Origin of the sequence: Arthrobacter sp. V1I9 (assembly GCF_030817075.1) — a bacterium.
GTDB lineage: Bacteria > Actinomycetota > Actinomycetes > Actinomycetales > Micrococcaceae > Arthrobacter.
Map to the genome: position 1 here is coordinate 599,613 of NZ_JAUSYU010000001.1, position 18,561 is coordinate 618,173.

General features: G+C 66.1%; 18 protein-coding genes. 14 read left to right on the top strand and 4 right to left on the bottom strand.

Annotation, left to right across the window (positions count from 1 at the left end):
• The first annotated feature begins 1 nt into the window (after position 1).
• The 6 genes from QFZ70_RS02820 to QFZ70_RS02845 all read left to right on the top strand — a co-directional run bounded on the left by QFZ70_RS02820 (position 2) and on the right by QFZ70_RS02845 (position 7,084).
• A complete protein-coding gene (locus QFZ70_RS02820; RefSeq protein WP_373461517.1) occupies positions 2 to 2,053 on the top strand; it encodes a bifunctional aldolase/short-chain dehydrogenase in 2,052 nt (683 codons plus the stop codon).
• Positions 2,050 to 3,558 carry a rhamnulokinase family protein gene (locus QFZ70_RS02825; RefSeq protein WP_307094000.1) on the top strand — a complete coding sequence of 503 codons (1,509 nt, stop codon included), beginning with the start codon at positions 2,050 to 2,052 and terminating at the stop codon, positions 3,556 to 3,558. Before QFZ70_RS02820 ends, QFZ70_RS02825 begins: the two co-directional genes overlap by 4 nt.
• A gap of 133 nt (positions 3,559 to 3,691) precedes the next feature.
• On the top strand, positions 3,692 to 5,068 hold the full coding sequence (locus QFZ70_RS02830) for a glycoside-pentoside-hexuronide (GPH):cation symporter (RefSeq protein ID WP_307094001.1): 1,377 nt from the start codon (positions 3,692 to 3,694) through the stop codon (positions 5,066 to 5,068).
• A 212-nt stretch (positions 5,069 to 5,280) separates the two neighbouring features.
• Positions 5,281 to 6,420 (top strand): 3-deoxy-7-phosphoheptulonate synthase, encoded by a 1,140-nt coding sequence (locus QFZ70_RS02835; RefSeq protein WP_307094002.1) that lies wholly within the window; start codon positions 5,281 to 5,283, stop codon positions 6,418 to 6,420.
• 162 nt (positions 6,421 to 6,582) lie between these two features.
• Positions 6,583 to 6,795: a helix-turn-helix domain-containing protein gene (locus QFZ70_RS02840; protein ID WP_307094003.1), complete on the top strand. Its 213-nt coding sequence runs from the start codon at positions 6,583 to 6,585 to the stop codon at positions 6,793 to 6,795.
• A 190-nt stretch (positions 6,796 to 6,985) separates the two neighbouring features.
• Positions 6,986 to 7,084, top strand: a complete 99-nt coding sequence (locus tag QFZ70_RS02845) for a 30S ribosomal protein bS22 (RefSeq protein WP_003792170.1) — start codon at positions 6,986 to 6,988, stop codon at positions 7,082 to 7,084.
• Between the two features lie 81 nt (positions 7,085 to 7,165).
• Here the strand turns inward: QFZ70_RS02845 and QFZ70_RS02850 are convergent, their stop codons facing one another.
• A complete protein-coding gene (locus QFZ70_RS02850) occupies positions 7,166 to 7,984 on the bottom strand; it encodes an HAD family phosphatase (protein WP_307094004.1) in 819 nt (272 codons plus the stop codon).
• A gap of 78 nt (positions 7,985 to 8,062) precedes the next feature.
• Between QFZ70_RS02850 and QFZ70_RS02855 the strand changes: the two genes are divergently transcribed.
• Both QFZ70_RS02855 and QFZ70_RS02860 read left to right on the top strand, forming a co-directional pair.
• Positions 8,063 to 8,317: a glutaredoxin family protein gene (locus QFZ70_RS02855; protein ID WP_307094005.1), complete on the top strand. Its 255-nt coding sequence runs from the start codon at positions 8,063 to 8,065 to the stop codon at positions 8,315 to 8,317.
• A gap of 103 nt (positions 8,318 to 8,420) precedes the next feature.
• Positions 8,421 to 9,125, top strand: coding sequence for a redox-sensing transcriptional repressor Rex (locus QFZ70_RS02860; protein WP_307094006.1), 705 nt, complete (start codon positions 8,421 to 8,423; stop codon positions 9,123 to 9,125).
• A 50-nt stretch (positions 9,126 to 9,175) separates the two neighbouring features.
• Here QFZ70_RS02860 and QFZ70_RS02865 read toward each other — a convergent pair whose 3' ends face one another.
• From QFZ70_RS02865 to QFZ70_RS02875, 3 genes are all read right to left on the bottom strand, one after another.
• Entirely contained in the window at positions 9,176 to 9,934 is a 759-nt protein-coding gene (locus QFZ70_RS02865) for a hypothetical protein (protein ID WP_307094007.1), read from the bottom strand.
• Positions 9,935 to 10,095: 161 nt separating this feature from the next.
• Positions 10,096 to 10,551, bottom strand: coding sequence for a hypothetical protein (locus tag QFZ70_RS02870; protein ID WP_307094008.1), 456 nt, complete (start codon positions 10,549 to 10,551; stop codon positions 10,096 to 10,098).
• Between the two features lie 99 nt (positions 10,552 to 10,650).
• On the bottom strand, positions 10,651 to 11,199 hold the full coding sequence (locus tag QFZ70_RS02875; RefSeq protein ID WP_307094009.1) for a YceI family protein: 549 nt from the start codon (positions 11,197 to 11,199) through the stop codon (positions 10,651 to 10,653).
• A gap of 200 nt (positions 11,200 to 11,399) precedes the next feature.
• Between QFZ70_RS02875 and QFZ70_RS02880 the strand changes: the two genes are divergently transcribed.
• The 6 genes from QFZ70_RS02880 (at position 11,400) to QFZ70_RS02905 (ending at position 18,561) form a co-directional block, all read left to right on the top strand.
• Positions 11,400 to 12,080, top strand: a complete 681-nt coding sequence (locus QFZ70_RS02880; protein WP_307094010.1) for a histidine phosphatase family protein — start codon at positions 11,400 to 11,402, stop codon at positions 12,078 to 12,080.
• 62 nt (positions 12,081 to 12,142) lie between these two features.
• A complete protein-coding gene (locus QFZ70_RS02885) occupies positions 12,143 to 12,721 on the top strand; it encodes a TlpA disulfide reductase family protein (protein WP_307097779.1) in 579 nt (192 codons plus the stop codon).
• A gap of 12 nt (positions 12,722 to 12,733) precedes the next feature.
• Positions 12,734 to 13,489, top strand: a complete 756-nt coding sequence (locus QFZ70_RS02890) for a cytochrome c biogenesis CcdA family protein (protein ID WP_307094011.1) — start codon at positions 12,734 to 12,736, stop codon at positions 13,487 to 13,489.
• Positions 13,489 to 15,258: a cytochrome c biogenesis protein ResB gene (locus tag QFZ70_RS02895; protein ID WP_307094012.1), complete on the top strand. Its 1,770-nt coding sequence runs from the start codon at positions 13,489 to 13,491 to the stop codon at positions 15,256 to 15,258. Before QFZ70_RS02890 ends, QFZ70_RS02895 begins: the two co-directional genes overlap by 1 nt.
• Positions 15,258 to 16,343, top strand: a complete 1,086-nt coding sequence (ccsB, locus tag QFZ70_RS02900; protein WP_307094013.1) for a c-type cytochrome biogenesis protein CcsB — start codon at positions 15,258 to 15,260, stop codon at positions 16,341 to 16,343. The genes QFZ70_RS02895 and ccsB overlap by 1 nt, the downstream gene beginning before the upstream one ends.
• A gap of 154 nt (positions 16,344 to 16,497) precedes the next feature.
• Positions 16,498 to 18,561 carry an Hsp70 family protein gene (locus QFZ70_RS02905; RefSeq protein ID WP_307094014.1) on the top strand — a complete coding sequence of 688 codons (2,064 nt, stop codon included), beginning with the start codon at positions 16,498 to 16,500 and terminating at the stop codon, positions 18,559 to 18,561.

Sequence of the window (18,561 nt, forward strand, 5' to 3'; positions counted from 1 at the left end):
CATGACCATGCAGAACACAGCTAACAAAACTGTTGAAGACCTGATTTCGCGTTCCAACCGGCTCGGCGCGGACAAGCGGAACACCAACTTCGCCGGCGGCAACACCTCCGCCAAGGGCACCGCGAAGGACCCCGTCACGGGCGAGGACGTCCAGCTGCTGTGGGTCAAGGGCTCCGGCGGTGACCTGGGCACGCTGAAGGCCCAGAACCTTGCAGTGCTGCGCCTGGACCGCCTGAACGCGCTGAAGAACGTCTACCCCGGCGTTGAGCGTGAGGACGAGATGGTGGCCGCGTTCGATTACTGCCTGCACGGCAAGGGCGGCGCTGCCCCCTCGATCGATACGGCCATGCATGGGCTGGTGGACGCCGCACACGTGGACCACCTGCACCCTGACTCCGGCATCGCCATCGCCACCGCTGTGGACGGCGAGGCGCTGACCACCAAGATCTTCGGCAACAAGGTGGTCTGGGTTCCCTGGCGCCGCCCCGGGTTCCAGCTGGGCATGGACATCGCCGCGATCAAGGACGCGAACCCGCAGGCCATCGGCACCATCCTCGGCGGCCACGGCATCACGGCCTGGGGCACCACCAGCGAGGAAGCCGAAACCAACTCGCTCTGGATCATCGAACAGGCCGAGAAGTACATCGCGGACAACGGCAAGGCCGAACCGTTCGGCGCCAAGCTTCCGGGCTACGCTGCCCTGCCCGAGGCAGAGCGCCGCGCCAAGGCCGCAGCCCTGGCACCCGTGATCCGCGGCCTGGCCTCCACGGACAAGCCGGTCCTGGGGCACTTCAGCGATGACGCCGTCGTCCTGGACTTCCTTGAAGCTGCCGAGCACCCGCGCCTGGGGGCACTGGGCACCTCCTGCCCGGACCACTTCCTGCGCACCAAGGTCAAGCCGCTGATTCTGGACCTGCCCGCCGATGCATCCGTCGAGGACTCCATTGCCCGGCTGCACGAGCTGCACGCGGACTACCGCGAGGACTACCAGGCGTACTACGACCGCCACGCGGACGCCGAGTCCCCGGCACTGCGCGGCGCGGATCCGGCCATCGTGCTGGTCCCGGGCATAGGCATGTTCTCGTACGGCGCGAACAAGCAGACCGCCCGCGTTGCCGGCGAGTTCTACATCAATGCCATCAACGTGATGCGCGGCGCCGGGGCGATCTCCACGTACGCCCCCATCGAGGAATCCGAGAAGTTCCGGATTGAGTACTGGGCGCTGGAGGAAGCCAAGCTGGCCCGCCTGCCCAAGCCCAAGTCCCACGCCACCCGCATCGCCCTGGTGACCGGCGCGGCGTCCGGCATCGGCAAGGCCATCGCCACCCGCCTCGCCGCCGAAGGCGCCTGCGTTGTCATCGCCGACCTGAACCTTGAAAACGCCGAGAAGGTCGCCGAAGAGCTTGGCGGCCCGGACGTTGCCATCGGTGTCCAGGCTGACGTGACCGACGAGGCCCAGGTCGCGGCAGCGATCGACGCCGCCGTCATGGCGTTCGGCGGCGTGGACCTGGTGGTCAACAACGCCGGCCTGTCCATTTCCAAGCCGCTGCTGGAAACCACCGAGAAGGACTGGGACCTGCAGCACAACGTCATGGCCAAGGGCTCGTTCCTGGTGGCCAAGGCCGCGGCGAAGGTCATGATCGCCCAGGGCCTGGGCGGGGACATCATCTACATCTCCTCCAAGAACTCCGTGTTCGCCGGCCCGAACAACATCGCCTACTCCGCCACCAAGGCCGACCAGGCCCACCAGGTCCGGCTCCTCGCGGCCGAACTCGGTGAGCACGGCATCCGCGTCAACGGCATCAACCCCGACGGCGTGGTGCGCGGCTCCGGCATCTTCGCCGGCGGCTGGGGCGCCAAGCGCGCTGCGGTGTACGGCGTTGACGAGGAAAAACTGGGCGAGTACTACGCCCAGCGCACCCTGCTCAAGCGCGAAGTCCTGCCCGAGCACGTGGCCAACGCCGCCGCCGTCCTCACCAGCAACGAACTGTCCCACACCACCGGCCTGCACATCCCCGTGGACGCCGGCGTAGCCGCAGCCTTCCTCCGATGAGCGAAGCAGCAGCACCGGACACCGCCCCGGCACCAGCCGGGGCGGTGTCCGCCGCCACATCCCACCGCCAGGTGTTCGCCGCTGTCGATATTGGCGCCTCCTCGGGCCGGGTCATCCTGGGCCGGGTCACCGGAGACGGCGTGGGACTGGAAGTGGTTCACCGCTTCCCCAACGGCGTGGTGGAGATCGACGGCGGCCTCCGCTGGGACTTCAACGCCCTCTTCGCGGAGGTGCTCAAGGGACTTTCAGCGGCAGCCACCGTCGCCGCCGTGCAGGGTGAGCGGGTGGCCAGTATCGGCATCGACACCTGGGCCGTGGATTACGGCCTGGTCAACGCCGCCGGCGAGCTGACGGCCCAGCCGTTCAGCTACCGCGATGACCGCAGCCGCGCCGCCGTCGAGCCCGTGCACCGGAAACTGGACCCTGCGCGCCTGTACGGGACGACGGGGCTGCAGTTCCTGCAGTTCAACACCGTCTACCAGTTGGCCAGCGAGCCGGACCTGGACGGGGTGCAGGCACTCCTGATCCCGGACCTGATCGCGTTCCTCCTCACCGGACAGCGCCGGACCGAGGCCACCAACGCCTCCACCACCGGCCTGTTCGACGCCGTCGCGGGGGAGTGGGCCACCGAGTTCCTCGCCGCCCTGGGCCTCCGGAAGGACCTCTTCCCGCCGCTGGTCCAGCCCGGCGAAACCGTCGGCACCCTCCTGCCGGTCATCGCCGCGCAGGTGGGCCTGCCCCAGGACACCCGGGTAGTGGCAGTGGGCTCGCACGACACGGCGTCCGCCGTCGCAGCAGTTCCGGCGACAGTGGACAAGGAAGAGGAGAACTTCGCGTATATCTCCTCCGGCACCTGGTCCCTGGTGGGACTGGAACTGAAGCACCCGGTCCTGACGGAGGCCAGCCGCGAGGCGAACTTCACCAACGAGCGCGGCGTGGACGGCACCATCCGCTACCTGCGCAACATGGGCGGGCTTTGGCTTTTGAGCGAATGCCAGCGGACGTGGGCACAGGAAGGGTTCCGGCCCGATCTTCCCGCCCTGCTGAGCGCAGCGGCCGCACTGCCCACGGGCGGGCCGCAGATCAATCCGGATGACCCCTACTTCATCGCCCCGGACAACATGCCCGAGCGCATCCGGGGCGCGGTCCGCCGCGCCGGAGACGTCTTGCCGAACGATCCTGCCGCCATCACCCGCTGCATCATGGACAGTCTTGCCGCCGGCTATGCCCGCACCATCCGCGACGCCGAGCGGCTCGCCGACCGTACGGTGGACGTGGTGCATGTGGTGGGCGGCGGTTCCCAGAACCGGCTGCTCTGCCAGCTCACCGCGGATGCCACGGGCAGGAAAGTGGTAGCAGGACCGGTGGAAGCCACAGCGCTGGGCAACGTCCTGGTGCAGGCGCGCGCTGCAGGTTCCGTTACCGGCGGGCTCGGAGAACTCCGTGCCCTGGTGGCGGGCAGCAGTCCACTGCAGGTTTTTGTGCCGGAGCTCTCGCGGCTGTAGCTTCCTTGGCCCCCGGCGCCTTCGGGCACCCGGGGCTGCCTGTCCGTCATCGATACCTTCGACGGCCGGCCAGGAATGCCACTTGATCAGGCCATTGCTGTTTCTGCGCAAAATCTTCGGGTAAGTTCCTTTTGTGGGCTTCAAGAAAACGGTTTCCGAGCCCGGCGGGAACAAGGAAGCAATGAAGAAACTCAGCAGGCTCAGCGTTTTCGGCTACGGCGCCGGCGACGCAGCCAACAGCATGATCATCAGTACCGGGAACATGTTCCTGCTTGTGTACTACACGGACGTCGCGGGCATCGGCGCAGCGGCGGCAGGAACGCTGCTGCTGGTTGCCCGGGTCTTTAACGCCTTCACCGATGTGGCGGCCGGCCGCATCGTGGACCGCGTCCACAGCAAACGGTGGGGAAAGTTCCGCCCGTTCCTGATGTTCGGGTTTGTTCCCCTGCTGCTGAGCGTGGCTGTGTTTTATGTTCCGGACGTCGACCCAGCCATGAAACTGCTTTACGCGTCCTGCACGTATGGGCTCGTGTGTGTTACCTACAGCATGGTTAACGTGCCATATGGCTGCCTGGTGGGGGCCATGACGCAGGACGCCAAAGACCGCGCGCGGCTTGCCGGGGCAAGGACCATCGGCGGTTTGTCGGTCGGAGCCACCCTGGGCTTTTTTATCGCACCGCTCTTGGGTGCCGGCCAGGATATGCAGCAGATCTTCACCTGGCTGACCCTGGCCTTCGCCGTCGTGGGGTCCCTGCTCTACATCTTCACGGGCACCGTCTGCGTTGAGCAGGTCTACGGCAGCGTCCCCAAAATCACCCTTCGCCAGAGCATGGCGGCGCTGAAGGCAAATTCCCCGCTGGTGATCCTCTGCGTCAGTTCCGTCCTTTTCGTCACGGGAACGTCCGCGACGGGTGCCTCCCAGTTCTACTACCTCCGCGATGTCCTGTCCCGGGTGGACCTGTTCCCGGTCATGGCCGCTGCGCAGGTGGTCATTACCCTGACGCTGGCTGTGCTGATGCCGCGTCCTGTGGCCCGCTGGGGCAAGCGGGCGGTCTACAGCGTTGGCGGAGGATTCGGGGCGTTGGGCGGCGTACTGGTTTTCCTGGCCCCGGCGGACGCACCACTGCTCGGCCTGTTGGGCCTCGTCCTGGGGCTCCTGGCTTCTGCTTCGGTCAGCATCGTGACGTGGGCCCTGATCGCCGACACCGTGGAATACGGGGAGTGGAAAACCGGCGTCCGGGTCCAGGGCATCAACTACGCCCTTTTGGCCGCCACCCGGAAACTGGGCATGGGATTCGGGGCCGGCGTGGTGGCCTTCTCGCTCGCCTGGGGCGGTTACGTCTCCGGGACGGCTGAGCAGACGGACGCGGCTACCCTCGCCATCAGGGCGGCGGCAGGCCTGCTGCCGGGGGCCCTGGTGCTGACATCCGTCGGGATCATGTATTGGTACCGCCTGACGGACCAAAAGCACGCGGAGCTTGTGGCCAGCCTGTCGCGTGACGCGACGTAACACTTTGCGGCCGCGGCGGGCTGCGGTTATGGTTCATGGCATGACAAACCGTTGGTATGCGTATTTTTCGTTGGCTCTGGAGGGGCCCGCGTCTAACTGACACGCATCCAACTTTCCTTCAGAGCCAACAGGGCAGAGATCATTCTCTGCCCTTCGCCGTTTCTCCGGCGGGTTCTGACTGGGCCCGCTCCTATCTGGAACAGGACCCGAACATGAGCACCGCAACAGCCCCCGCAGGCACCACTGCCGGCAACCTTCGCAGGGAACCCACCGAAAAATCGACGTCCAACCTGCGCGTCAGCGAATTCACAGCGCTGCCCACTCCGCAGGAACTCATCACCGAACTGCCGTTGGACGCCCGGGTGGCAGGCGTCGTCGAACGCGGGCGTGACGAAGTCCGCGCCATCATGGACGGCGTGGACGACCGGCTGCTGGTGATCGTGGGACCCTGCTCCATCCACGATCCCAAGGCAGGGCTGGAGTACGCCCGGCGGCTGGTCAGCCAGGCGGAAAAGCACAAGGAAGACCTGCTGATCGTCATGCGGACTTACTTCGAGAAGCCGCGCACCACCGTGGGCTGGAAAGGCCTGATCAACGATCCGCGGCTGGACGGCAGCCACGACATGGTCACCGGGCTCCGGACTGCACGGCACTTCCTGCAGCAGGTCACCGCGCTCGGGCTGCCTACCGCCACCGAATTCCTCGAGCCCATCAGCCCGCAGTACATGGCGGACCTCATTTCCTGGGGCGCCATCGGGGCCCGCACTACCGAGAGCCAGATCCACCGGCAGCTCGCCTCCGGACTCTCCATGCCCATCGGGTTCAAGAACGGGACCGACGGCGACCTTCAGGTAGCCATCGATGCATGCGGGGCGGCCGCGGCGGCCCAGGCCTTCCTTGGCATTGACGGGGACGGCAGGGCCGCGCTGGTTGCCACCGCCGGCAACCCTGACACCCATGTCATCCTCCGCGGCGGCCGCAAGGGACCCAATTACTCTGCCGCCGACGTCGAGGCCGCGTCGGCGAAGCTCGCCAACAAGCAGCTGAACCCGCGCCTCATCGTTGACGCCAGCCACGCCAACAGCGGCAAGAGCCACCACCGCCAGGCTGAGGTGGCGCTGGAAATCGGCTCCCAGCTCGAGGACGCCGGGGCATCGGCGCAGGCCATCGCCGGGGTCATGCTGGAAAGCTTCCTGGTGGGCGGCGCGCAAAACCTCAATGTCGCGGAGCACGCGGCCGGCCGGTCGGAACTTGTGTACGGGCAGAGCGTAACGGACGCGTGCATGGACTGGGACGTTTCGGTTTCAGTGCTGGACCAGCTGGCCGCATCCGCCCGCAAGCGCAGGAGGTGAGTGCGGGGGGGGCGAAATGCTCCCTTGCGGTACTTTCACATTGGCCACAGGAACATCTAGAGTATCTAGAAGGTGGTTGGTGGATGGCTCAGCATCGGAACACCGCATTGGCACGTACATGGGGTCACTGTTGTCCATCCGTCAGCAAAGGAAAATAGCGAAATGTCGGCAGAACAGAACTTCTCCAACGCGAAGTTCCTGACCGTGGCTGAAGTAGCCCAGGTCATGCGCGTCTCCAAAATGACCGTCTATCGGCTGGTCCACTCCGGCGACATGCCGGCAGTGCGGTTCGGCCGCTCGTACCGGGTACCCGAGACCGCGGTGGAGCAGTACCTCAAAGGCGCCGTAGTGGACGGCCACACGGAAACCGCCTGAGCCTTTCCGTCGCCATGGCCCTATTTCCGCCGGTCGGAGCCCCCGCGGTCAGAACCCGCTCCCGATAAGCGGTACCCTGTTAAGGAACGTTTTACGTCATTGTAAGAATCTGTCAGTTGTTCAGTTCGTAGCTCTGTCCACGAACACTTTCCATCAGACAGGTACTGCATCTAGTTTGTGAGGAACTTTCGTGGGTTCAGTTATTAAGAAGCGTCGCAAGCGTATGGCCAAGAAGAAGCACCGCAAGCTGCTTCGCAAGACCCGTCACCAGCGCCGCAACAAGAAGTAGAGATACTTCGAACAGCGTGGAAATGCCCGTCGCCTTCCGAGGCGGCGGGCATTTCTGTTCTGTGGACGTTGCGGCGGTTTGTTACGCCCGGGGGCCGCGGATGCGGGCGAAGCCTTTCCAGAGTCCGTAGACGGCGCCGCAGGCGGTGGCTGCCTTCAGGCCGAGGGTTGCTGCGCGGCGGCCGGCCCGGAAGTCGTAGACCGGCCAGTTGTGGTCGCGGGCGTGGCGGCGGAGGCGGACGTCCGGGTTGATGGCCACCGGGTGGCCCACGAGGGTGAGCAGCGGGATGTCGTTATAGGAGTCGCTGTAGGCCCAGCAGCGTCTGAGGTCCAGTTCCTCGGCGTCCGCGATGGCCTGGACGGCCACTGCCTTGGCGGAACCGTGCAGGATGTCTCCCACCAGGCGGCCGGTGTACACACCTTCGGAGATCTCCCCGACAGTACCCAGCGCCCCGGTGAGCCCCAGCCGGGTCGAGATCACGGTGGCAACCTCGATCGGCGTCGCGGTCACCAGCCAGACCCGCCGGCCCACCCGCAGGTGCTGCTCGGCCAGGGCCTTTGCGCCGGGCCAGATCCGGGAGGCGATCATTTCGTCGTAGACCTCTTCGCCGAGGGCTTTGACGTCGTCGACCGTGATGCCGGCGGCGAGGGTCAGTGCGGAGTCCCGGACAGCGTGGACATCGTCCATGTTCTCGCCGCGGGCCACGAACTTGAACTGCTTCCACGCGAACCCCGCCGCCTGGGCAAGGGTGAAGGCTCCGCGCTGGTGCATCTTGCGGGCAACATGGAAGAGGCTGGCGCCGCGCATGAGGGTGTTGTCCACATCGAAGAACGCCGCCTCGCCCGGCTGTGGCGCAGCAACCGGCTTGGTAACTACGGCGACGTATTTCTCCTCGGGCATAAGGCTGAGTCTAGTCAATCCCGTCAGTGGCCACCGTGCGGCGTCGCGGGGCATAGTCAACGGGGCTACGGTTAAGTCATGGCCACACCTCGCGTCGTCCTGATCACCAAAGCTGACTGCCACCTCTGCGAAGAAGCGCGCGACGCCGTTGGCCGGGTTACCGCCTCGCTGGGGCTTGAGTGGACGGAAGAGCTGGTGGACCACCAGCCGGAACTGCGGGACCGCTACGCCGAAGAAATCCCGGTGGTGCTGGTGGACGGCGTGCAGCGCGACTTCTGGAAGATCGATGAGATCCGGCTGGAACGCGTGCTGCAGCGGGCCATGGCCCAATAGGGAGCAGCGCCCGTGACCGCGTACGTTTTGTGGCCGGCTGCTTTGTTGGCACCGGCCGGAGGGCTCTAGAGTGGAGTCACAACGCGATGCGAGGGAGGGGCTGGTGGCTTCGCTGGAACCGACTCCCCAGGCTGTCCCGGATCTTCCGGACACCACGGGTACGCCAGCCAAACAGATTCCGCCCGCAGCGGTGGCCCGGCTGACGCTCTATCTGCGCGCCTTGAATACCCTGCTCGCCGAGGGAGTGGAGCGGGTCTCCTCCGAATCCCTCGCTGAAGCTTCCGGTGTCAGTTCAGCCACGTTGCGCAAGGACCTGTCCCACGTGGGCTCCTACGGTACCCGCGGCGTTGGCTACGAAGTGCAGTATCTTAGCCGGCACATTGCCGCGGCGCTGGGTCTGACGCATGACTGGAAGGTTGCCATCGTTGGTGCCGGCAACCTCGGCAAGGCGCTGGCGCGGTACGGCGGCTTCGAGTCCCGGGGATTCGACGTCGTTGCCATCTTTGACGCCGACCAGATGGTGGTGGGCAATGAAGTGGGGTGGCTGCGCGTCAGCGACGTGGCCGACCTGGAAACGGTCCTGCACCGGACCGGAGCGAACATGGTGGTGCTGGCGCTGCCGGCCGCCGTGGCGCAGGATGTCTGCGACCGGGTGGTTGCCGCCGGTGTCCGCAGCGTCCTGAGCTTCGCCCCCGTTATGCTCCAGGTGCCGGAGGGGGTCAACCTCCGCAAGGTGGACATGGCCACGGAACTGCAGATCCTGGCCTACCACGCACAGCGGGCGCAGGCCCCGGGGCAGACCGCCTAGGTTTCAGGCAGTTCCGGGACCCACGCCCGCAGGGGTGGGAAGTGCGTTATTTACCGGCCGTAGGGGTTCCCCATGCCGCCGCCGTAAGGGTTGGCGAAGGGCTGCTGCTTCTGGAAGTAGGGGGCAGCCGCCGGCAGGTAGAGCAGGACGATGGCGGCGATCCCCAGGAGGGTGCCGAGGGTGCCGAGGCTCGGGACGCCGAACAGGCCGAAGATGGACAGCGCCGCGAACACGGTCCCCAGGATCCGGGCCCAGTTCTTGCCCTTGCGGATGAAGAAGGCCACCAGCAGGTAGAGTCCTGCGCCGAGGATCGCGAACACCACCAGGGTGCCGGCGATGACGCCCTTGATGTCCTCGTACGAGACGCCGGCTCCGGTGCCCTCCACCTGCTGCTCAAAGGTCTGGCGGAAAACAGGATCATCCAGCTGGGTGAGTCCGGTGAGCATCGAGATGACGAAGATCGCGGCGGAGGCAATCAGCAGCCAGAACGAGATGTTGACCAGTTGCGGCACGCCCTTGCTGCCCGTGGGCTGCGGCTGCTCCGACGGGTACTGGGCGTAGGGGGACTGGCCGTATGGCTGCTGCCCGTACGGCTGCTGGCCGAAGCCCGGAGCCTGCGGCGGGTTCTGTCCGTACTGGGGAGCATTCTGCCCGTACTGCGGGGCGCCGGACTGGCCGTACTGAGGCGGGTTCTGTCCGTACTGGGGAGCATTCTGCCCGTACTGCGGGGCGTTCTCCCCGTAGCGCGGCTGCTGGTTGCCCTGCTCCGGATCGTTGGGCACGGGAGGCGGGACGGGAGGGTTGCTCATGAGCTGTCCTTTGGCGTGTCGGGTTCTGGTAGGCTGCCGGGTTTCGGTCCTGCGCCCTACCCCCAGCATGGCTTAAGTCCACCGTACCCCCGGACTGGCGGCAGATGAGTCATTCCTGGGAGGTATTCCGCCTCGTTTGGCGGTTGCCCCGCCACGCCTACTCAGCCTCTGTGCCTTACCGCCGCAAACCAGGCCTGCGAGTTGGGCAGCCAGAGCAGGACCGTTGCTGCGAGGCTGATCACGAAGCCCACCCAGTTCCCGCCTTGGCCAACACGCATCGCCAGATTGATAAGCGCCAGGACCAGCGTGACGCCGGCCAGGACCGTGAGGGCCAGCCGCGCCCACTGCCTTCCCTCTTTCATCCTGAGCGCAAAAACGATCTGCGCGGCGCCCACGGCAGCGGCCAGCAGCATGAGCAGCAGAACCCCAACCGCCGCACCGGGGGCAGCGGCAAAAAGCACCAGCGAGGCAAGCATGCCCAGCATTCCTCCCAATAGGCCGAGGACGCCGGCGACGAACCAGATCCAGAACGATACTTTGAGCTCGGTGGGAAGTCCCGCCACCGAGAACATGCCGGCGAAGCCGTTGCGGGGCCCGGTGCTGTCGAAGTTGCTCATGGCCATCACTGTAGCCCTGCGGACCACGCGCGACGGCTTAAAGGACGGCGCCCCGGCACTGGCCGAAGCCGGTGCCGGGGCGCCGAATCTGAGTGGGAATTAGGCTGCGGGAGCGATGAAGGCGAGTTCGAGGTTGATGGCAACCTTGTCGCTCACCAGGACGCCGCCGGTTTCGAGGACAGCGTTCCAGGTCAAGCCGAAGTCCTTGCGGCTGATGGTGGTCTCAGCGGAGACGCCGGCGCGGGTGTTGCCGAACGGGTCCACGGCCACGCCGTTGAACTCGGTCTCGAGGGTGACGGGGCGGGTGACACCCTTGATGGTGAGGTCGCCGGTCAGCTCGTAGCTGTTGCCCTTGGCCACCAGGCCGTTGGAGACGAAGGACATCTCGGGGAACTTCTCAACGTCGAAGAAGTCCTCGCCGCGGACGTGGCCGTCGCGGTTGGCGTCGCCGGAATCGAAGCTTGCGGTCTGGATGGTGGCGGCGATCCTGGAATCAGCCACGTCCTGGCCGAGTTCCAGGGTTGCTGCTGCTTCCTTGAACTGGCCGCGGACCTTGCTGATGCCCGCGTGGCGGACGGTGAAGCCGATCTCGCTGTGCGAGTTGTCCAGGGTCCAGGTGCCGGTGGTGACGTCTGCGGGAAGTGCCATGGTGTTGCTCCTTAGGTGTTACCTGTAGGTCGGATCGGTATTGAAGCTTCATCGGTTGAAGCATCAACTAACTGCTGCATCCAGTATAAGCATGCATTTGCATGTTTTCTTCCCGGTTCTGGAACATTTCTTCAAAAAGTTGAGTTCTACTGGATGTAGAAGATTTCGGATCGCACGCCATCTTTGAGAAACTGGTAAACATGCCCCAAGCCACTGTCCATCTGCTCCGCCACGGCGAGGTCCACAATCCTGACGGCGTTTTGTACGGAAGGCTGCCCGAATTCCACCTCTCCGAGCTGGGGCAGGAGATGGCACGCACCCTCGCCGAGCACTTCCGGCAGCGCGCCGAAAGCGGTGCCCGCATCACTTACTTGGCCGCCTCGCCGCTGGACCGTGCGCAGGAAACTGCCCGGCCGACGTCGGACGCCCTGCATCTGCAAATCCACACGGAGGAGCGGATCATCGAGGCAAAGAACTACTTCGAGGGCATGAAGGTCACCAAGGCCGAACTGCGCCGGCCCAAGCACTGGCCGCGGCTGGTCAACCCCCTCCGGCCATCGTGGGGCGAGCCCTACAAGCAGCAGGCCGCAAGGGTCATGGAAGCGGTGCAGGAGGCTCGCCTCCGGGCCATCGAGCTGGCTGACGGCGACTTTGGAACAGAAGGGCCGGAAGCGATCATGGTCAGCCATCAGCTTCCCATCTGGGCCACCCGGCTCAGCGCCGAGGGCAAGCCCCTGTGGCACGATCCCCGCAAGCGTGAGTGCACGCTGACCTCCATCACGTCGCTGGTGTTCGACGACGACGGCGCCCTTGTGCGCGTCACCTACAGCGAACCCGCGGCGTCCCTTCTTCCCGGTGCTGCCACCACCCCTGGAGCCTAGAAGTGACTGACAGTTTTACCCACAAGGGACGGCCCGGCCTGCCCGTGAGTTCCCGCCGCAGCGTGCTCGCTGCCGGCGGCCTCGCCCTGACCGCGCTCACCCTGGGCCTCTCGGCGTGCGCCCAGGAGGATGCCCTCGCCGAGCAGGCCAGGGCCGGGGACAACAAAAACTATGTGGCCGGTGACGGCTCCGTCACCGAGTTCGCTGCGGGCGACCGCAAGTCCGCCGTCCAGATCAACGGAACGCTGTTCAACGGCACGGCTGTTGCGCCCGCGGACTTCCAGGGCAAGGTCACCGTCCTGAACTTCTGGTTCGCTGCCTGCGCCCCCTGCCGTGTTGAGGCGCCCATCCTTGAAGAGCTCCACCAGGAATTCAAGCCCCAGGGCGTGCAGTTTTTCGGCGTCAACCTGCGGGACGAGAAGGCCACGGCGGAAGCCTTCGACAAGTCCTTCAACCTGACCTACCCCAGCTTCGACGACAAGGACGGCGGCGTCCTGCTGGCCGTTTCCGGGCTGGTTCCCCCCGGAGCCGTCCCCACCACCCTGGTTCTGGACAAGCAGGGGCGCGTGGCCTCCCGCGTCCTCGGCGAAATCCAGAAGGGCACCCTGAAAGCCCTCATCGCTGGCGCCGTGGCAGAGTAGCGGCGGACCCCCGTGAACAGCCCCTTCGCTGAAGCCATCCTCAACGGCTCACTCCTCCTTGCCATTCCGGTGGCGCTGCTGGCCGGACTGGTCTCCTTCCTGTCACCCTGCGTCCTGCCGCTGGTTCCCGGCTACCTGGGTTACGTCACCGGGTTAAGCGGCGTGGACCTGGAGAAGCAGAAGCGCGGCCGGATGCTGGCGGGCATCGGGCTGTTCGTGCTGGGCTTCTCCGTGATCTTCGTCCTCCTCGGCGGTGCGTTCGGCCAGTTGGGCAGCCTGATCACCGGCTCGCAGAATGCCTGGATCACCCAGGTCCTGGGCATCCTGGTGATCGTGATGGGCGTCGTGTTTATGGGTGGCTTCAGCTGGCTGCAGCGCGATGCCAAAATCCACGCCAAACCGCCTGCCGGCCTGTGGGGGGCGCCGCTCTTGGGCCTGACGTTCGGACTGGGCTGGGCCCCGTGCATCGGGCCCACCTACTCAGCCGTCCAGCTTCTGAGCCTTTCCGGCGGCTCGTCCGCCGCCAAAGGTGCATTCCTTGCCTTCGTTTACAGCCTCGGGCTGGGAATCCCCTTCCTGCTCATTGCCCTGGCGCTCCGCCGGGGGATGGGCGTTATGGCGTTCTTCCGCAAGCACCGCCTCGCCATCCAGCGCATCGGCGGCGGCATATTGGTGGTCCTTGGGCTGTTGATGGCCAGCGGCATCTGGGGAACCTGGGTAACCGGGCTGCAGTACTGGTTCCAAACCGATGTGAAACTACCGATCTGATGAGCGAGCGTGTGAACGTAGAGAAGAAGACTTCGGACCCGGTGGGCGGCGCCAAGGTGGCCGCAGCCAAGGCTGAAGCCGCGCTGCCGACGCTCGGACCGCTGGGTATGCTCCGATGGGCCTGGACCCAGCTGACCAGCATGCGCACTGCGCTGTTCCTGCTGCTGCTCCTCGCCGTCGCGGCAGTCCCGGGCTCGCTGTTCCCGCAGCGTCCGGCCAACCCGTCAGTGGTCACCCAGTACATCAAGGACAACCCGGACTACGGCGAGCTGCTGGACACCCTGCAGCTGTACGACGTCTACTCCTCCGCCTGGTTCTCGGCCATCTACCTGCTGCTCTTCATTTCCCTGATCGGCTGCGTGGTGCCCCGCGCGATCGCCCACTACAAGGCGATGCGCTCCCAGCCGCCGCGGACCCCCAGACGCCTGTCCCGCCTCCCCGAGCACGGCACCCTGGTCATTCCGTCCGACGCCGGGATCCCGGCGTCGGACGCCATCACCAGTGCCGCCGGGGTGCTGAAAAAGCGCGGCTACCGCGTGGAGGTCCGGGACAGCGGCGGCGAGCGTCCCTCGTTGGGCGCCGAGCGCGGCTTCGCGAAGGAGGTGGGGAACCTGGTGTTCCACACCTCCTTGATCGGGGTCCTGGTGTCCGTGGCCGTCGGCGGCCTGTTCGGCTACAGCGGCCAGCGGATCCTGGTGGAGGGCGATACTTTTGTGAACACCCTGGTGGGCTACGACCAGTTCACCCCCGGCACCAACTTCCAGTCCAGCCATCTCCAGCCCTACTCCGTGCAGCTGGACAAGTTCGACATCACGTTCGACCGTGAGTCGCAGGGCAAGGAAGGCCAGCCCATCGACTTCTCCGCCGCGGTGACCACCAAGGAGAACCCGGATGCGCCCGCGCAAAAGGAGATCCTGAAGGTCAACGACCCCGTCACCCTGGGCGGCACCAGCATCTACCTCACCGGCAACGGCTACGCGCCCGTGGTCACCATCCGGGACGGCGAGGGAAACGTCGCCATGCAGGGACCGGTGGTAGCCAAGCTGCAGGGAGACAACTACTACTCCTCAGTGGTGATCAAGGTTCCCGATGCCAAGCCGGACCAGCTGGGCTTCGCCGGCTTCTTCCTGCCCACGGCCTTCATCTCCAACGAGGGGATTTCCTTCAGCGGCGACCCCGAACTCTTCAACCCGCAGCTGACCCTGAACTCCTACTACGGCGATCTGGGCCTGGACGACGGCTCCCCGCAGAACGTCTTCGAACTGGATGTGCAGGACCTGACGCCCCTGAACGCCAGGAACCTGGACGCCGGCGGCATCACCCTTGCCCCCGGAAGCAGCTACACCCTTCCCGACGGCAAAGGCACCATTAGCTTCGACGGCGTGAAGCGCTACATCGGCGTGGACATCCACCACAACCCGGGCCAGCTCTACGCCCTCATCTTCGCGCTCCTCGCGGTGGCCGGCCTTATCCTGTCCCTCTACGTCAACCGCCGCCGCGTTTGGGTCCGCACCGGCACCCACGCCGACGGCCGCACCATGGTGGAGTACGGACTCCTGGCCCGCGGCGAGGACCACCGGCTCGCCGCTGAAGCCGCGGCAGTGCGGAAGCTGCTGTCGGAGGAATGGAAGTTGGACCCCGGGCCAGGCGCAAACGGGCCCTCACAACAAACTCCCAGCAGCGCGCGCGATAATAACGCGGGCCCTGCCACAACTGCAGGCCCAGCCACCACCCCAGCAGGCCCCACCGGGCCCGAAAAGGACCAGTAATGCCTTACGGAATCAACGAAACGATGGGCCAGTACAGCGAGCTCTTTATGCTGCTGGCCGCTGGCACCTACACGGTGGCATTCATCGCATTCGCGTGGGATCTGGCCAAGAGCAGCAAGGCCCTGCGCGCCATTGACCTCAAGGCCGCGCAGGCCGAAGAACCGGCCAGGGTGCCGGTAGGCGCCCGTGCAGGGGACCGCAGCGAGTCCCAGCTCGCCGGGCCTGCGGGCAGGGCCGAACGGCCGTCGTCGTCTGCTGCCCAGGCAGCAGCCAGCGGGGCCGGGGGAGTGGTTACCGCCGACGCCGACATGCGGTACGCCGGCGAGCGGCGCGCTCCCGCCAGGGTGGCCGTGGCCATGACCGTCCTTGGTGCGCTGATCCACGGCGCCGGCGTGCTGACCCGCGCGCTGGGTGCGGGCAGGGTGCCGTGGGGCAACATGTATGAGTTCCTCACCACCGGGGCCTTCGTTGCCGTCGCAGTGTTCCTGCTGGTGCTGATCCGTCGCGACCTGCGCTTCCTCGGCACGTTCGTGGTGGGCCTGGTCATCATTATGCTCGTGGCCGCCTCCGTGGCGTACTGGACGCCCGTGGGCCACCTGGTTCCCGCCCTGCAGAGCTACTGGCTGATCATCCACGTGTCCATCGCAGTGCTCTCCTCTGCCCTGTTCACCCTGACATTCGCGATGTCGGCGCTGCAACTCGTTCAGGCACGACGGTCGAAGACCGTCGCCGCCGGCGGTGCGGACAGGCTGGGCTTTATGCGTCTGGTGCCGTCCGCGCTGAGCCTCGAGAATCTTTCCTACCGCATCAATGCCATCGCGTTTATCGGGTGGACCTTCACGCTGATGTTCGGTGCCATCTGGGCTGAAAAAGCCTGGGGCCGCTTCTGGGGCTGGGACACAAAGGAAGTGTGGACGTTCGTTATTTGGGTTGTCTACGCCGGCTACCTCCACGCCCGTGCAACCCGCGGCTGGACCGGCACCAGGGCCGCCTGGCTGTCAATCGTGGGCTACCTCTGTGTCATCTTCAACTTCACCATTGTCAACCAATTTTTCAATGGACTGCATTCGTACTCAGGCCTCTAAACGGGGTTTACGCGCGGGCGGCAAGGATACTTTCAGGCAATAACAATTCGGTGTAGCAAGAAGGGCTGTTCGACGGTCCCGCCGTGATGCTACCTTGGTGAAGTCCGCCCGTAATGAAGCTTGCCGGCGAAACACCAGCTTTACCGAGGTCCCCATGAGCTACGCGCTCGCCATTGATGTCGGCACAAGTTTCACTGCTGCCGCAATCGCCCGGTTTGACCAAGGATCTTCCCCCGCCCCCGAATGCGTGCCCTTGGGCCTCCGCGGGACATCTGTGCCCTCCGTCATTTTCTATCCTGAGGATGGTCCCATCCTGGTAGGGGAGGCGGCAGAACGCCGTGGCCTCGATTCCCCATCGCGCGTGGTGCGCGAATTTAAGCGCCGGGTAGGCGACGCCGTGCCTATTTCGGTGGGGGCGCTGTTGCTTCCCCCGGAAGACGTCTTTGCCACGATGGCACGCTGGGTGGCCGACCGGGCCGAGGAGCGGGAGGGCGAGCCTCCGTCGGAGGTTGTCCTCACCCATCCTGCCGCCTGGGGCAACCACCGCACCTCGGTGATCCTGGCGGCCATGGCCGCACGGGGCCTGGAAAACGTCACCCTCATCACCGAGCCTGAAGCGGCCGCCTTGTATTACGCCTCCCAGGTGAGAGTGGGGGACGGCAGCACCATCGCGGTTTACGACCTGGGCGGAGGTACCTTTGACACCGCTGTCCTGAGGAAGGCCGGCAGCAGCCGGTTTGAGTTGGTGGGGCGCCCGGAAGGCATCGAAAACCTGGGCGGCGCCGACTTTGACGCGGAAGTGTTCCGCTACGTGGCCGAACACACCGGAGATGCCCTTTCCAAACTCAATCCGGCGGATGCAGGGGTGCGCGCGGCGCTGGCCCGGCTGCGGCGGGAGTGCGTGGAAGCCAAGGAGGCGCTTTCCGGGGACAGTGAGGCAACCATTTCCGTGCTTCTTCCCGGCGTCCAGCAACAGGTCCGCCTGGTCCGCTCGGAGTTCGAAGCACTGATCGAGGATCCAGTCCGCGACACCGTGGACGCGCTGGAACAATCACTGGCCGAGATGGAACTGAAGCCAGCCGACCTTTCCGCCGTGCTGCTCATCGGTGGATCATCGCGGATTCCGCTCGTGGCCCAGTTGATATCGGAACAACTGGACCGGCCAATTGCCGTCGACGCCGATCCGAAGTCATCCATCTGCATGGGGGCAGCAGTCTCGTCAGTTCTGGCACGCGCGGAAGTTCCCGAAGCCAAGGACGCGACGGCGGCGGCGCCCGTGGAAGCCGGCCTCACCGCCGTCGGGCTTCCGGCAGCTGCCGGCCACTTCCCCGGCCACCCGGCCAGCTGGTCACGCAAGAGCGCGACGGCGGCTGGTGCGGTTGCCGCGGCAGCCCACGGACACGGGCACAGCCACGGCGGCGCGCATGCTCCCAAGCCGGCCGTACGGCTGACCGCCATAGCAGCTGCTGCAGCCGTGGTGTCTGTCCTTACCGCCACCGCCGCGCAGAGCCCCGGAGGCTTCAGCAGCCTCACGTCAATTCTTGTGCCGGAGGCAGGAGCTGCCCCAGGCACCGAATCCGTCCCGGGTGGCATCGGCGGCGGCGGTAGCGGGCCCGGCCAGGGAGCCGCAGCAGCCGGCGGAGGTCCGGTGGCAGGCATAGAAGCAGGTTTGAACACGAACGTCGCGCCAGCAGGCGGAGCGGGCCTCGAAGTAGCGGCCTCGCCCACCAGCAGGCCGCCATCGAGTGCAGCCCCAGGCAAGGGCCAGGCAGGTGCCGGCACCAATGGCGGCGCGGCTGCCGGCTCGGGCACGGGTGCACCTGCCGGGGCCGGTGGCAGCACAACTGGTGCTGGAGCCGGCGGCGGAGCGGGTCCCGGAACGCAGGATCCCGCCGTGACGCCTGTCGTCGGGACTGATCCGGGGACTGGCCAACCGACCGTCCCTGGAACTACTGATCCCGGTACCGCGCCGGGCACTCTGCCTCCTGTGGATCCGGCGCCAGCTGATCCGCCTCCTGCGGATCCTCCACCTGCGGGCCCGGCGCCTGCTGATCCGCCTCCTGCTGATCCGGCGCCTGCTGATCCGCCTCCTGCGGACCCGGCGCCCGTGGAGCCTGCTCCGGAGCCGACACTGGTGACACAGTCCGTGGACCCCGTAACACCGACGGGCACGGTTCCCGCTTCTGCGCCCTTAACCACCTCCGAGCCGGGGGCCTAG

Bases quoted from the DNA above. Each gene is read 5' to 3' on its own strand.
- QFZ70_RS02820 (WP_373461517.1), top strand. From the start codon at position 2: ATGACCATGCAGAACACAGCTAACAAAACTGTTGAAGACCTGATTTCG.
- QFZ70_RS02825 (WP_307094000.1), top strand. From the start codon at position 2,050: ATGAGCGAAGCAGCAGCACCGGACACCGCCCCGGCACCAGCCGGGGCG.
- QFZ70_RS02835 (WP_307094002.1), top strand. From the start codon at position 5,281: ATGAGCACCGCAACAGCCCCCGCAGGCACCACTGCCGGCAACCTTCGC.
- QFZ70_RS02840 (WP_307094003.1), top strand. From the start codon at position 6,583: ATGTCGGCAGAACAGAACTTCTCCAACGCGAAGTTCCTGACCGTGGCT.
- QFZ70_RS02850 (WP_307094004.1), bottom strand. From the start codon at position 7,984: ATGCCCGAGGAGAAATACGTCGCCGTAGTTACCAAGCCGGTTGCTGCG.
- QFZ70_RS02855 (WP_307094005.1), top strand. From the start codon at position 8,063: ATGGCCACACCTCGCGTCGTCCTGATCACCAAAGCTGACTGCCACCTC.
- QFZ70_RS02865 (WP_307094007.1), bottom strand. From the start codon at position 9,934: ATGAGCAACCCTCCCGTCCCGCCTCCCGTGCCCAACGATCCGGAGCAG.
- QFZ70_RS02870 (WP_307094008.1), bottom strand. From the start codon at position 10,551: ATGAGCAACTTCGACAGCACCGGGCCCCGCAACGGCTTCGCCGGCATG.
- QFZ70_RS02875 (WP_307094009.1), bottom strand. From the start codon at position 11,199: ATGGCACTTCCCGCAGACGTCACCACCGGCACCTGGACCCTGGACAAC.
- QFZ70_RS02880 (WP_307094010.1), top strand. From the start codon at position 11,400: ATGCCCCAAGCCACTGTCCATCTGCTCCGCCACGGCGAGGTCCACAAT.
- QFZ70_RS02895 (WP_307094012.1), top strand. From the start codon at position 13,489: ATGAGCGAGCGTGTGAACGTAGAGAAGAAGACTTCGGACCCGGTGGGC.
- ccsB (WP_307094013.1), top strand. From the start codon at position 15,258: ATGCCTTACGGAATCAACGAAACGATGGGCCAGTACAGCGAGCTCTTT.
- QFZ70_RS02905 (WP_307094014.1), top strand. From the start codon at position 16,498: ATGAGCTACGCGCTCGCCATTGATGTCGGCACAAGTTTCACTGCTGCC.